Origin of the sequence: Bradyrhizobium sp. RDI18, assembly GCF_043203335.1 — a bacterium.
Lineage (GTDB): Bacteria > Pseudomonadota > Alphaproteobacteria > Rhizobiales > Xanthobacteraceae > Bradyrhizobium > Bradyrhizobium retamae.
Window position 1 is genome coordinate 1,497,913 of sequence record NZ_JBICRN010000008.1, and the last position, 11,857, is coordinate 1,509,769.

Here is an 11,857-nt window from a genome sequence, read left to right on the forward strand (position 1 = left end):
GGCATGAAGTTCAGTCGATTAAAGCACGATTCATCGCGTCTCGTGTAAGCATGGCCCGCCTGAAAGATTGAACCTTGGTGCTGGTCGTCGGAACCAAGGGTTGGAATAAAGCCGGTGTTCAATGATTGTTAGCGTATTCGAAGGCCCCGAACGCGGCCATGGGCCGCTTTGTGCATGGGAGCGCTGGCCTGCCTCACCGTACAAACAGCCTCCGCCGCCGAGTGCCCGGGTCATCCCGACGCCATCGGCACATCACGCACCATCGTGGTCGATCCGCGCGCCTATCCAATCATCGGCACCATGCAATACCGCAAGACGCTGCCACTCGAAGACCGTGAGGTGGTGCTGACTTTCGACGACGGACCGCTGCCGAAATACAGCGACCAGATTCTCGATATTCTCGCCGCCCATTGCGCGAAGGCGACCTTCTTCCTGGTCGGGAGCCAGGCCAACGCCAGTCCGGAAGGCGTGCGCAAGGTGCGCGATGCCGGCCACACTGTCGCCACCCACACCCAGAATCATCCGGCCGGCATGGATCGCCTGCCGTTCGAACGCTCCAAACAGGAGATCGAGCAAGGTATCGCGTCGGTGACCGCGGCACTCGGCGACGGTACGGCGCTGGCGCCGTTCCTGCGCATTCCTGGCCTGCGCCGCACCGACGAAATCGAGGAATTTGCCGCGTCCAAGGGGCTTCAGCTCTGGAGCGCCGATTTTCCGGCCGACGACTGGCGCGACGTCTCCGCCAATCGCGTCTATGAGCTCGCTATGCAGCGGCTGGAGCGAAAGGGGAAAGGCATCCTGCTGCTGCACGACATTCAGCCACGCACGGTCACGGCGCTGCCGAGAATCCTGAGCGAACTGAAGGCACGCGGCTATCGCATCGTCCATGTGGTGCCGGCGACGCCGGAGCGGCCGGCGACGCCGACCGAGCCGCAGCAATGGCAGTTGCGTCCGCCGTCGGAAGTGGTGGCGAGTTCGCGCTGGCCGAAGGTCTCGAAATTCGCTGCTGCCGGCCCCGCCGTGCTCCCCGTTCCTGGGTTGTCTGATCTCGACTGGCACACGGCCGATCTTGGTGCGCACGCCCCGCGACGCGGGCGCGGTGTGCCGCCGGCAACGCCGTGGCCGCGCCAGACGAGTTTGCCGCCGGCCGGCACGCTGGCCGCGCTGCCGATTCCGGCGGAGAGTATTTTCAAGATCCCGGAATCGACGCGCGTAGCCATGCTGGCCTTGTCCGCGCGGCGAACGACGTCGATTGCGCAAGTTCGGTCAACGGAAGTCTCCTCGGCAAGCCTCGCCGGGAAATCCCGTCGCCACGACCGCGCAGCAACCGCTCAGCCGCCGACATCAGCCGGACAGACCGTGCAGGCGCCGGAGGGCGCCAGCGGGACCGCGCCGAAGCCGGCGGCACAAGCCAAGCGGAATGCGCGGTCGGTTCGCGTTGCGGGCTTGAAAAAGCGCTGACCGGCCGCGGTCCCGCCCGATTCGTTTTCCTGACGCTGGCCGCCGCTCGGCCGCTTTCGGCTCAACTGGCCACGATCTTGGCAATGCAGAGCAGGATCACGATGGCGAGAAACAGCAGGTCGATATAGGCCTTGATCTCGCCGGCTTGGCGGAGCCCGCTGACTTCGGCGATCACGTGCTTGCGCGTAGACGTCGAATTCGGCCCCTCGCCCAGCGCCGCCACCAAACGGCGGGCCTCCAGTTCCAGCCGTTCGATGCGCTGGAAGAAGTGGAACGAGCGCAGCGCGGACGCCGCATGCATGCCGGCATAAACCAGCACGAGAACCGCGACGACCACGCGATGCTGGTACTTTTCGAGGAAATTCAAAGCAAAATAGACCAGCGCCAGGAACACGAAGTTGGAGAGGAATCGATAGGCGTAGCTCAGAAACAGCATGAAGATGCTCCGGGTGGTCTTGGTAGTCTCGAACGTCTTGGAAGCGCCGAACCGCGGCGAAGCCGACGGGAATCAGCAGCCGGCCGGCCCATTCAGTTTACGCGAACGGTGCGACGGCAGGGACATCAACCCGCGCCCCGTCCCACAGGAATTGCGGCGGCGTGTCATTGCGGACACGCACCTGCCTCACCGGCACCGATTGTGCAGGGCCAAACCTGCAACTTTTGGTCTGAGCACAGACCCGCCGATCAGGCGTGCGGCCGCGCAGCACCGACGCCGTGCGATCGCCACCGCCGGATACCGCAAAGGAGACCCGCCATTTGCGGCGGGTACAAGTTTAGGGAGGAGACTTCAAAATAAGCTGATTCGTGGCACCAGCCGTGTGCCGCAATTCACACACGCTATTCAAAAACAGGTCTTCGCGTCGGGACGACAAAGCTGATCGAAGTTCCGGATAGCTCAACGCGGCTATGGCTTGCCTTCGATCATCTTGAGTTTGACGGTTTCACAGGTCTTCCGAACGTGCTCGGTAAAGATCGAGCATTCCTCGATGCGCTTGAAGATCTTCTTGGCTTCCTCACGATACGAGGCTGCGGTATCGCGCATAAAAGCAATGGCATTATGCACTTCGGCGGTCATTGCCTCGCATCTCTTCGCCGCACTGATCAGCTCTGCTCCCATGGCTTCGATTTCCTTGGCGGCGGCTTCATAGTCACGCACCACGGCCTCGGCTGTGAGCGCACCGACGCGGGTGACGCCCTCTTCATGCTCGACGTAGTCCGGCATCGGCCCCGATGGAGCCGCCCTGATCGCAGGAAGACTCCCTACGACATCTTCCTCAAGCTTGGCTAAATCCAGCGGCGCAGTTTTGTGAAGTCGTTCGATACTCGCCATCGGTCATTCTCCATCACTCGATGAAAAACCCCAGCGCATGAGCATGGCGACCGATTCGTGGCGAAATCCCGCATGGAAGAAAGCAACGAAAAGGCAGACGTGTGAATGCGAGCACCGTGGGATAGTGCCGGGTCGCTTCTGTTCATCCGAAGCGCGTTAACCATGCCGGCGCATCGAGCTGCACGTGGCCTACGCTTAATGCGCATTTAACAGTTTTGCATCATTCATTGAGGATCAGCGCAAACTCCTTCAAGCCGCAAGAATTGCGGGCAGCACTCAACCTCTTCAGGAGGATCGATTGAGGACGCTCCTTATTTGCGCGCTGGCTGTCGCCTTGGTCGGTTGCAGCAGCCAACAACCAACACAGCCATCCTGCGTTGGCCTGAACCCGTTAGCCTGCCTGACCGCGGTTCATGTGCCGATCGAACCTGAGTCGTATGAGAGCGATTCTGCCGCAACGAAACCGGTGTCCGCCGTCGCCTTGCGCGGTGACAGGCCGCCCCGAACTCACGCGGACCACGCGGTCCGTCGAACACCCAAGCCAATCAAGGTCGCGGCGAAAGCTGCCATTCCCGTTCCGGTTCCTTCTCCGCAAGCGAACCAGCAGACGACGGGCAATGCCGTTGCTTCCCAAGCGCCTCCAGCAAGCGCCACCGACCCGCATCCAACGACTGACGTTCCGCCGACCCGAACGACAGAAGTGCAGGTGGCGGCCGCATCTGCCGTCGCGGAGCGAATGTCGGTCCCGACATTGGATGCATCGCTGGACGCTCTCGTGGCCGTCCTCGTGGCAGGTACCGACGTCAAGTCGGTCTCCGAGCTGACCGGTAAGACAATTGCGATCGACGATAGATATTCGGAGTCGTCGATCAGCCGCGTCAGGACCGCGATGGCGGCAGCGGGTGCGCCCGACGTCCAACTGAGCAAAGGTCAAACCACGGCGATCAGCCGGCTGGTTGGCAAAGAAGTTCCGGCCGCGGTCGTCGGGTTAGTCTCAACCAGAGCCGCGGACAGCTTTCCTGCGATAGCGCGATACAAGACGTTCCAAATTCCGCTCAAACCTCGATCGAGCCCGGCCGAGCCGTGACGGGTTTGCCCCTTGCACCCGTAACAGGATGCGGGCCGCGGAGCCATTTTTCAGGTGGTCCGCTCGGAGGGCGGTCGCATCACCGATACACGGAGCTGCCGCGATGCAGCGCGGCCGGGCATGAGTTTGCTGCACCCTTCCCTCCAGGCTCCCTTGGCAGACGCCTTGAAGCTGGGGCGGCAAAGCGCTATGTTAGACAAAATCCATTTTTGTCTAACGAACGGCCAAATTCCATGGCAAAGGCACCGGCGAACAAGCCTACACTGCTCCGGGCGAAACGGAGGAGAGCTGCATCCAAGGGCAGCTCGGTACTGATAAAGACCTCTAAGCGTGAGCTTGCGACCAGCGGGCTTGTCGTGAGCAAGGCCCGATTTGAAGCGGTCATGCTGGCGGCGGAACAATCTGGCCTTCTGAGCGAAAAAGGCAGCCGCATCGGTGGCCGGGTGAGTCCGGCCTTGGTCCGGCAGGCCAAGCGCCAGACGGGCATAGAGACGGATACCGACTTGATCGAGTTTGCGTTGGCGACGGTCGCACTTGAGGACAATTTCGCAGAGGCGTTCAAGGAGTCTCGGGGCAAGGTCCCAACGTTGAAGCTCGGTTTCTAAGGTGGCGGAATTCGACTTTGACGCGGCGCGACGTTGGGCGCGGTTCGATCCGGAAAACACGCTGGCACGGCGCAGCGATGATGAACTTCCATTCGTCAGCGCCAGCCTGATCGCCGGACAGGGACTACTGCTCGATACCTGCGTCTATATCGATCAAATGCAAGATCGTTCGCCTCAGGTCCTGGACGACCTGATCGCGCAGCGACAAGTCAACCATTCGACTGCCGCGATCCAGGAGTTGATGCACACGGTCGGCGTGCTGAATCCATCCGACGCGCGAACCGCCTCTGTCGTCGATGTGATCGGGAAGCAGATCAAAGCGATGCCGCCACATCGGATATTTGCGCCGGACATAGAGGTGCTGGGACGAGCCGCGCTGCTATCGGGGATCCTCTGCCGCCTCCAACGATATGAAAAGGACGGCAAGTTGCGCGCGCTTCAGGACAGCGTGCTCTTCCTGCAGGCGCAAAAGCTCGGCCTCGTTGTCCTGACTGCAAATGTTGGCGACTATGATATTCTACTCCAGCTCATACCAACCGGACGCGTGCTGTTCTATCGTTCGAAATGACCCCCATTGATGTTTGAAAAAGATTTTGACGACATTTCTCTTGCCGACCTCCAAGCCCTGGTTGAGGCCAGAATCCCCGAAGGCCGTCGCTTAGAGTTCAAGTCAGGCTTTGGTGAATGAAAGTACGAGCCCGCCCACCTCTACGATGGGCTACGCTACTGGGCAACGTCCGGGCGTCTGACGGTCTCGGCATGCTACTGCATCAGCGTGCGCGGCTTCTCGCTCGGTTCGGAAAACGGCCCACGGTCTCTGCGGGGCGCCAGTCAAGGTGGACCTCACGCGGGCTTGATCAGAAATCGCGCTCGCGGAAGCGTTTGTCACTTGAATTGGTTTGGTGTCGAACTAAAATAGTATGACATCAAACCAAAGGGACGCGCGATGAACCCGTCACGACGAAACCTGCTCATTTCGGCCGCCGGCGCCGGCCTTGCGCTGCTGGGCGTGGGTGCTGCGTTCGCGGCGACCCGGACGCCGCACCGAGCGTTCGCGCCGTGGCAGGTGTCCCCGGCGGACGACGTGCGCCTGCATGCCTTCCGCCACGCGATCCTCGCGCCAAACCCGCACAACCGTCAGCCCTGGCTGATCACGCTGGTCGGCAAAGATGAAGCGCTGATCCATTGCGATCTCGAGCGGCGTCTGCCGGTTACAGATCCGTTCGACCGGCAGATCACGATCGGCTTCGGCTGCTTCCTCGAGCTCGCTCGCATCGCTGCCGCTGAGCGTGGCGTCAGTCTCGCGATCGGGGAATTCCCCGAGGGGATGCCTGAAGCATCCGGACGATTGGACGGCCGGCCGATTGCGCATCTGAAATTTGTGGGCGAAGCGCAGGCGGACCCCCTGTTCAGTGCCATTACGATCCGGCGCTCGGTGAAGGAGCCGTTCGACACCAGCCGGCCGGTGCCGTCTGCGGCCATCGAGGCTCTGGCGGCGTTCGGCTCGGCCCGCGCCCGCGTCGGCGGGACGGACGACATGGCGCTGGTGCAAGACCTGCGCGCGCTCACATGGACCGCGTGGATGGTGGAGGCGAATACGCACGCGGCGTTCAAGGAGAGTGTCGATCTGATGCGCATCGGCAAAGCCGAGATCGAGGCAAATCCTGACGGCATTGCGCTCGGCGGCCCTTTGCTTGAAGCGATGGCGCTCATGGGCCTTCTGTCGCGCGAGCAGATGCTGAATCCTGCGAGCGCTGCGTTTCGCGCCGGGATCGACAAGTATCGTCCGATCATCGCCACCGCGATGGGCTATGGCTGGATTGTCAGCCGCGCGAATGCGCGAACCGATCAGCTCGAGGCCGGCCGTGTCTATGTTCGCATGAATTTGCACGCGGCGCGTGCCGGGCTGTCGATGCATCCAGTCAGCCAGGCGCTGCAGGAATTCCCGGAGATGGCGAAGGTGCGTGAGGAAGTCAGCCGCCGGTTGTCGCTTGCCGACGGCGAGACGCTGCAGATGCTAGCGCGGCTGGGTTACGCTGCGCCGGTGACGCCATCGGCACGTTGGCCGCTCGAAGGCCGGATCAGAACCGTCTGACAATTCCAACGCGGCCGAATCGGATAACCCGTGTGCGGGAGATCGATCACGCTGAAAGGCCCGACATGCCCACACGCGACAGATTGCCTGCGAACGATCCCCTCGCGTTCCGGGTGATGAACGAGATCGGCATCATCAGCCAGCTTGGCGCGACGCTGTTCGAGCGGGTCATGCCGGACGGCATGACCCTGGCGCAGTTTACGGTGCTCAATCGTTTCGTGCAGATCGAGGGGGCGAGCAGCCCGCTCGAACTGGCGCGCGCCTTCCAGGTCACGAAGGGCACCATGTCGTCCACTTTGCAACGGCTCGAGGCTCACGGCTGGATCATGGTGCGTCCCGACCCCGCCGACGGCCGAGCCAAGCGTGTCACGATCACCGCCAGCGGACGGCGCGCCCGTGCCGAGGCGCTCCAGGCGCTTGAGCCTGTGACCGCTGAACTTGAAACAGTGTTCGGCGGGCGGCTCGACGACGCGCTACCGTTCCTCGCCGAACTGCGCGCTTATCTCGATCGGCGCCGCGACGAGCCAGATCGCGAGGCTTAGACATACTGGACGGAATAGGGCTTCGTCCGCGGGAATCACCAACCGCAGGACGTTGTTTCCGAACAGGAGTTACGGTGGCATTGGCGCGCCGATCGCTACCGTTTCTGATCCTGGCTCTCCTGATCGGCTGCGCGCAGCCGGAGCAAAACTGCCGCATCCGCGAACCATCGAAAAAGGCCCAATGATTTCAGTGCCAACGTGGATTTGTGGTGCGCTCGGAGGGACTCGAACCCCCACGATGTTACTCACTGCCACCTCAAGGCAGCGCGTCTACCAATTCCGCCACGAGCGCTTGGGATACCGGCTGGAAGGATTGCAGCCCGCCGGATCAACGGCTGCGATGTAACAAATCAGGGATGGAGGGACAAGGAAGTTTTGCGCTCCGATAGCTACCTGACATCAGGGGATTTCGGCAGCATTTGCTTGACTTCGACCGCGATGCGGTTGCGATCGACCAGCACCACGCCGGTGGCAATGGGCAAGTTATTGGCGAGGATCTTGACCTCGTCCGCCTCGGTGGCGTCCAGTTCGATGATGGCGCCGCGGGAAAGCCGCATCACCTGGTGGATGGGCATGGTGGTGGTGCCGAGCACCACCATGAGATCGACGCTGACTTTATCGAGGGTGGCCACTTCTGAACCGCCAAAGGGACTAAATTGGTGTGGTTCCCACCTGAACACGTTATGGTTAGCCAATGGTTAATGACCGCCAAAGCCTTGATTTGACGACCTTCGCGCAAGCCCAAGGCGGCGGCGGGGTCGAATGGCGGATTTCGGCGGAACCGGTCCCCTATCCCGAAGCTGTGGCTGCAATGGAGGCCCGCGCGGCCGAGATCGCCGAGCGGAAGGCGACCGAACTGGTCTGGCTCCTGGAGCACCCCCCGCTCTATACCTCCGGCACCAGCGGCAGGCAGGACGACCTGCTCGAGCAGCGCTTCCCGCTGTTTACCACCGGCCGCGGCGGACAGCTCACCTATCACGGTCCCGGCCAGCGGGTGGCCTATGTGATGCTCGACCTCAAGCGGCGCCGGCCGGACGTGCGCGCCTATGTTGCCGGCCTCGAAGAATGGATCATCCGCACGCTCGATGCCTTCAACGTGCGCGGCGAGCGCCGCGAGGATCGTGTCGGCGTCTGGGTCAGGCGGCCGGACAAGGGGGTGGGTCACGAAGACAAGATCGCCGCGATCGGCGTGCGGTTGCGGCGCTGGGTGTCGTTCCACGGCATCGCCATCAATGTCGAGCCGGAGCTTTCGCATTTTTCCGCTATCGTCCCCTGCGGCGTTGCCGATCCGCGTTACGGGGTGACCTCACTCGTGGACCTCGGCCTGCCCGTGGCGATGGAAGACGTCGACATCGCGCTCCGGCGGGCGTTCCAGGAAGTGTTCGGAACGACCATGGCAGACCTGCCCGCGGCAACGGCCTGACTGTCGATCGGATCCCGCTTCCATCGCCGCTTTCCCTTGAGGTCTTCCGCCACGGCGAGTGCGGCCACATATCAGAGGCAGGCGGTGAACAGCGGAGGTCGCGATGATGTCGCACAGGCTTCCCTTCGAGAACCGATGGACCAACAGCACGCACGCCTGGGAATGGAATTGCGCACTTGACCGACTGGGCGTGGCGAACGTGCGCGCCATGTTCGCGGATCACGAACTGCATCATCCGACCAGGCTTGGCGTCACGATGAACATTCCCGCCGGTTTCGTTCGCGACTGGCTGTCATTCCATGATCGCCGCGCGGCGCGGCAACAACTGCTTTGGCGAGCCACCGTGATTGCGCTCGCGCTTGTGGCGGCAACCGCGGCCGTGCTGGATGTGCTGATCGTGTGAGCGGAGAGCCGCGCGTACGCGCGGAAGCGGCTGTCCAACCCGTCAAATGCTCGCCTTGAGGAAATCAACGAAAGCCCGAACCCGCGGGATGCTTTGCCGCCCCGGCAGGATCAGAGCCGTGATCGGTTGCGGATCGGGATCATGGCAGTGCGACAGCACCGGCACCAGCCTGCCGTCCTTCACGGCCGCCTCCCCCAAAAAGTCGCCAAACCGCGCGAGACCGGCGCCGGCCAGCGCGAGGTCGAGAAGGAAATCGGCGCTGTCCGAGCGGATCGATCCTTTCACCGGCACCATGATCCGCTTGCCTTGCTCGAACATCGGCCATTGCGCGAGGCGCGAGAAGCCGCTGAGCTGCAGGCAATTGTGCCGCATGAGATCGGCGGCTTGTTCGGGGATGCCATGGCGCTCCAGATATCGTGGGCTGCCGGCGATGATGCGTCTGACTTCACCGAGGCGAGCCGCGATCAGGTCGCTGTCGCCGAGCGGCCCGACCCGGATCGTGACATCGACCTGGTCGGCGATCGGATCGATGCGATGATCGCTCACCGAAAGATCGACCGCGATCTCCGGAAACTGGTCCATGAACTGCGGCAGCAGTCGCGCAAGCCGGTGTCTTGCGAACAGATGGCCGCGCGGACGTCCATGGACGGAGGCGACATCGGCTTCGGCGGCCTCGACCGCAGCCAAGATACTTCTCGCGTGAACCAGGAACGTTTCGCCCTCCTGCGTCAGCACCAGCCGCCGCGTCGTCCGATGCAGCAGTTTGGCCCCGATGCGGCGCTCCAGTCTCGTCACGATCCGGGAGACGCCCGAGGCGGTCAGTTCGATTTCGGCGCCCACGGCCGCAAAACTCCCAAGATCGACCGTTCGGACGAAAACCGCGAGGTCCGACATCGGGTGCATCAGCATATTCATGATTTTTTGGTATGAGTGTTTCGCAAAATCGGGAATTTATCCCCATTCTTAGCACGAATAGGACGAAGCTCCCAACAATTTGGAGGTCGTCCCCATGCCGCTCGCCCGCATCGCCGTTCCGGCCCATCTTGAGCCGGCCAGAATTCGCGCCCTTGCCGACGCCGTGCACGAGGGTCTCGTCGAGACCTGCGGCGTGCCGCCCGACGATCGGTTTCAGCTCGTTTCGACCTACGCACGCGAAATGATGTTCATTGACCCGACGTTCCCGAATGTCGCGCGCACACCGGATGCGTCGATCATCGAGATTTTGTTTCTCGCAGGGCGTACGGTCGATCAGAAGAAAAACCTGTTTCGGCTGATCGTGGATCGGGCCGTCGGCGCCGGATTTTCCGCAGACGACATTATGATCGCGCTCTCCGAGAATACGCCGGTGGACTGGTCACTCGGACGCGGACTCGCATACGGCAATCACCACGCGCCGATGGCAACCAGCCCTACGTCCGCCGCCCCTTAGCAGCAAGCCGTGCAGACAGCGCCGCAAGCGCCGTCCGCACATCAGGCGATCTTCACGCGGCGGCTTTCCGCGGCGCGACTTCGAGTTGGCCGGCGATGTAGCGGCGCTCCTGGGTGAGGCCGCCGAAGCCGTAAGCATCGCCCTTCACTTCATCGACATGGGCGTAGCTCTCCTCGTGCAACGGCCCGAGCAGTTCGCCCATGCGCTGGAATAGCGCGGCGAGATAGGCCGCCTTCTCGTCCTTGGTGTTGGTGCCCTCGCTGACGTGAACGTCGAGCCAGAAGCTGGCGAGGCTCTGCTCGGCGAGCGACTTGCCGCCGGCGAACCAGTCGGCGGCATCGACCGACTTCACGATGACGGCAGTGACCTTCGGATCCTTGCGCAGGATTCGCGCGGTGAGATCGCTGACAGCGAACGCAATCTCGGCCTTCAGCGACGGCGCCTTGCGCACGCTGGAATAGGTGACGGTGATGAGCGGCATGGTCGTTCTCCTTGAGTTGGCGCGCTGGCATTGCGCTGCCCTCTAGCTAGACCCGTGGCCATCATTTTGGTATCTTATCTTTACTCATATCAATGATAAGCGATGTTGATGATGCCCGTGAGCACGCTGGATATCGATACAGTGCAGGCGTTCCTGCTGGTCGCCGAACTGCAAGGTTTTACCCGCGCCGCCGAAGCGCTTGGCACGACGCAGGCCGCCGTCAGCATGAAGCTGCAGCGGCTGGAGAGCGTCGTGGGCCGGCGGCTGGTCGAGCGCTCGCCGCGCACCGTCGCGCTGACCGCCGAGGGCGCTGCGTTCCTGCCCCACGCCCGCGCGCTGATCGAGGCGCATGACCGTGCGCTGTCGGGCGACAAGCCCACGCGTCCGCAATTGTCGCTCGGGATCTCCGATCACGCCGCAGGCCCCGAACTGGTGCCGTTGCTCGAACGGCTGCATGCGGTGTCGTCGCAACTGGCGCTTTCCGTGACCATCGGCTTCTCGCGCCAGATACTCGACGCCTATGATGCCGGCGAATTCGATGCCGTGGTGGTCCGCCAGGAAGGCAGCCGCCGCGGCGGCGAGAAGCTGGCTGAAGACGGCTTCGGCTGGTTTGCCGCCAAAAGTCTGGCCTGGCGCCGCGGCGAGACGCTGCCGCTGGCGATGCTGGCGCCGCCCTGCGGCATACGCGCGCTTGCCGTCCGTGCCCTCGACAAGGCCGGCATCGCGTGGAGCGAGAGCTTTGTCGGCGGCGGTGTCACCGCCGTGGCCGCCGCGGCATTGGCCGGCCTCGCGGTGGCGCCACTGGCCCACCGGATCGCGCCACCGGGCCTGGTCGATATCGGGCCGGCTGAAGGACTGCCGCGGCTCGCTTCCTCGAAGGTGATGCTGCACTCGAAGGTCGGCGACCCAACCAAGCTCGCAGCGCTGCGGACGCTGGCGGCGACGTTCAGAAGCGTGGCCGCAGCGCGGTAACCCACCATTTCGTTAAAAAGCCTAATGGC

At 62.9% G+C, this 11,857-nt stretch carries 15 protein-coding genes and 1 tRNA gene; 10 read left to right on the forward strand and 6 right to left on the reverse strand.

The features are described from left to right. Window positions 1-174: 174 nt before the first annotated feature. Window positions 175-1,461: a polysaccharide deacetylase family protein gene (locus ACFXS9_RS16130; RefSeq protein ID WP_392690251.1), complete on the forward strand. Its 1,287-nt coding sequence runs from the start codon at window positions 175-177 to the stop codon at window positions 1,459-1,461. 61 nt (window positions 1,462-1,522) lie between these two features. On the opposite strand, the gene ACFXS9_RS16135 is transcribed toward ACFXS9_RS16130, so the two are convergent. Together ACFXS9_RS16135 and ACFXS9_RS16140 are read right to left on the reverse strand one after the other, a co-directional pair. Then, entirely contained in the window at window positions 1,523-1,897 is a 375-nt protein-coding gene (locus ACFXS9_RS16135) for a hypothetical protein (RefSeq protein ID WP_392690253.1), read from the reverse strand. 468 nt (window positions 1,898-2,365) lie between these two features. After that, window positions 2,366-2,791 (reverse strand): hypothetical protein, encoded by a 426-nt coding sequence (locus ACFXS9_RS16140; RefSeq protein ID WP_392690255.1) that lies wholly within the window; start codon window positions 2,789-2,791, stop codon window positions 2,366-2,368. A 775-nt stretch (window positions 2,792-3,566) separates the two neighbouring features. Here ACFXS9_RS16140 and ACFXS9_RS16145 point away from each other — a divergent pair. The 5 genes from ACFXS9_RS16145 (at window position 3,567) to ACFXS9_RS16165 (ending at window position 7,120) form a co-directional block, all read left to right on the forward strand. Next, the gene (locus ACFXS9_RS16145) at window positions 3,567-3,878 is read left to right on the forward strand and encodes a hypothetical protein (RefSeq protein ID WP_392690257.1); all 312 of its coding nucleotides are present in this window, start codon (window positions 3,567-3,569) and stop codon (window positions 3,876-3,878) included. 356 nt (window positions 3,879-4,234) lie between these two features. Then, window positions 4,235-4,483: a hypothetical protein gene (locus ACFXS9_RS16150; protein WP_392690259.1), complete on the forward strand. Its 249-nt coding sequence runs from the start codon at window positions 4,235-4,237 to the stop codon at window positions 4,481-4,483. A 1-nt stretch (window position 4,484) separates the two neighbouring features. Beyond that, the gene (locus ACFXS9_RS16155) at window positions 4,485-5,051 is read left to right on the forward strand and encodes a type II toxin-antitoxin system VapC family toxin (protein WP_392690261.1); all 567 of its coding nucleotides are present in this window, start codon (window positions 4,485-4,487) and stop codon (window positions 5,049-5,051) included. Window positions 5,052-5,429: 378 nt separating this feature from the next. Next, window positions 5,430-6,578, forward strand: coding sequence for an Acg family FMN-binding oxidoreductase (locus ACFXS9_RS16160; protein WP_392690263.1), 1,149 nt, complete (start codon window positions 5,430-5,432; stop codon window positions 6,576-6,578). A gap of 32 nt (window positions 6,579-6,610) precedes the next feature. Beyond that, a complete protein-coding gene (locus ACFXS9_RS16165; RefSeq protein WP_392690265.1) occupies window positions 6,611-7,120 on the forward strand; it encodes a MarR family winged helix-turn-helix transcriptional regulator in 510 nt (169 codons plus the stop codon). Window positions 7,121-7,327: 207 nt separating this feature from the next. On the opposite strand, the gene ACFXS9_RS16170 is transcribed toward ACFXS9_RS16165, so the two are convergent. Beyond that, window positions 7,328-7,412, reverse strand: a tRNA-Leu gene (locus ACFXS9_RS16170). Between the two features lie 97 nt (window positions 7,413-7,509). After that, a complete protein-coding gene (locus tag ACFXS9_RS16175; RefSeq protein ID WP_392690267.1) occupies window positions 7,510-7,752 on the reverse strand; it encodes a FliM/FliN family flagellar motor switch protein in 243 nt (80 codons plus the stop codon). 62 nt (window positions 7,753-7,814) lie between these two features. Between ACFXS9_RS16175 and lipB the strand changes: the two genes are divergently transcribed. Together lipB and ACFXS9_RS16185 are read left to right on the forward strand one after the other, a co-directional pair. Further along, on the forward strand, window positions 7,815-8,543 hold the full coding sequence (gene lipB, locus ACFXS9_RS16180; protein ID WP_392690269.1) for a lipoyl(octanoyl) transferase LipB: 729 nt from the start codon (window positions 7,815-7,817) through the stop codon (window positions 8,541-8,543). Between the two features lie 103 nt (window positions 8,544-8,646). Then, window positions 8,647-8,946, forward strand: a complete 300-nt coding sequence (locus tag ACFXS9_RS16185) for a hypothetical protein (protein WP_392690271.1) — start codon at window positions 8,647-8,649, stop codon at window positions 8,944-8,946. Between the two features lie 42 nt (window positions 8,947-8,988). Here ACFXS9_RS16185 and ACFXS9_RS16190 read toward each other — a convergent pair whose 3' ends face one another. After that, the gene (locus tag ACFXS9_RS16190) at window positions 8,989-9,861 is read right to left on the reverse strand and encodes a LysR family transcriptional regulator (protein ID WP_392690273.1); all 873 of its coding nucleotides are present in this window, start codon (window positions 9,859-9,861) and stop codon (window positions 8,989-8,991) included. A 94-nt stretch (window positions 9,862-9,955) separates the two neighbouring features. Between ACFXS9_RS16190 and ACFXS9_RS16195 the strand changes: the two genes are divergently transcribed. Then, complete coding sequence (locus ACFXS9_RS16195; RefSeq protein ID WP_392690275.1) at window positions 9,956-10,375, forward strand: tautomerase family protein; 420 nt, start codon at window positions 9,956-9,958, stop codon at window positions 10,373-10,375. Between the two features lie 52 nt (window positions 10,376-10,427). Here the strand turns inward: ACFXS9_RS16195 and ACFXS9_RS16200 are convergent, their stop codons facing one another. Next, window positions 10,428-10,856 (reverse strand): 4-oxalocrotonate tautomerase family protein, encoded by a 429-nt coding sequence (locus ACFXS9_RS16200; RefSeq protein ID WP_392690277.1) that lies wholly within the window; start codon window positions 10,854-10,856, stop codon window positions 10,428-10,430. A gap of 102 nt (window positions 10,857-10,958) precedes the next feature. On the opposite strand from ACFXS9_RS16200, the gene ACFXS9_RS16205 reads away from it, so the two are divergent. Beyond that, window positions 10,959-11,828 carry a LysR family transcriptional regulator gene (locus ACFXS9_RS16205; protein ID WP_392690279.1) on the forward strand — a complete coding sequence of 290 codons (870 nt, stop codon included), beginning with the start codon at window positions 10,959-10,961 and terminating at the stop codon, window positions 11,826-11,828. Window positions 11,829-11,857 lie beyond the last annotated feature (29 nt).

Bases quoted from the DNA above. Each gene is read 5' to 3' on its own strand.
- lipB (WP_392690269.1), top strand. From the start codon at position 7,815: ATGGTTAATGACCGCCAAAGCCTTGATTTGACGACCTTCGCGCAAGCC.
- ACFXS9_RS16185 (WP_392690271.1), top strand. From the start codon at position 8,647: ATGATGTCGCACAGGCTTCCCTTCGAGAACCGATGGACCAACAGCACG.
- ACFXS9_RS16190 (WP_392690273.1), bottom strand. From the start codon at position 9,861: ATGAATATGCTGATGCACCCGATGTCGGACCTCGCGGTTTTCGTCCGA.
- ACFXS9_RS16130 (WP_392690251.1), top strand. From the start codon at position 175: ATGGGAGCGCTGGCCTGCCTCACCGTACAAACAGCCTCCGCCGCCGAG.
- ACFXS9_RS16205 (WP_392690279.1), top strand. From the start codon at position 10,959: ATGTTGATGATGCCCGTGAGCACGCTGGATATCGATACAGTGCAGGCG.
- ACFXS9_RS16135 (WP_392690253.1), bottom strand. From the start codon at position 1,897: ATGCTGTTTCTGAGCTACGCCTATCGATTCCTCTCCAACTTCGTGTTC.
- ACFXS9_RS16195 (WP_392690275.1), top strand. From the start codon at position 9,956: ATGCCGCTCGCCCGCATCGCCGTTCCGGCCCATCTTGAGCCGGCCAGA.
- ACFXS9_RS16200 (WP_392690277.1), bottom strand. From the start codon at position 10,856: ATGCCGCTCATCACCGTCACCTATTCCAGCGTGCGCAAGGCGCCGTCG.
- ACFXS9_RS16140 (WP_392690255.1), bottom strand. From the start codon at position 2,791: ATGGCGAGTATCGAACGACTTCACAAAACTGCGCCGCTGGATTTAGCC.
- ACFXS9_RS16160 (WP_392690263.1), top strand. From the start codon at position 5,430: ATGAACCCGTCACGACGAAACCTGCTCATTTCGGCCGCCGGCGCCGGC.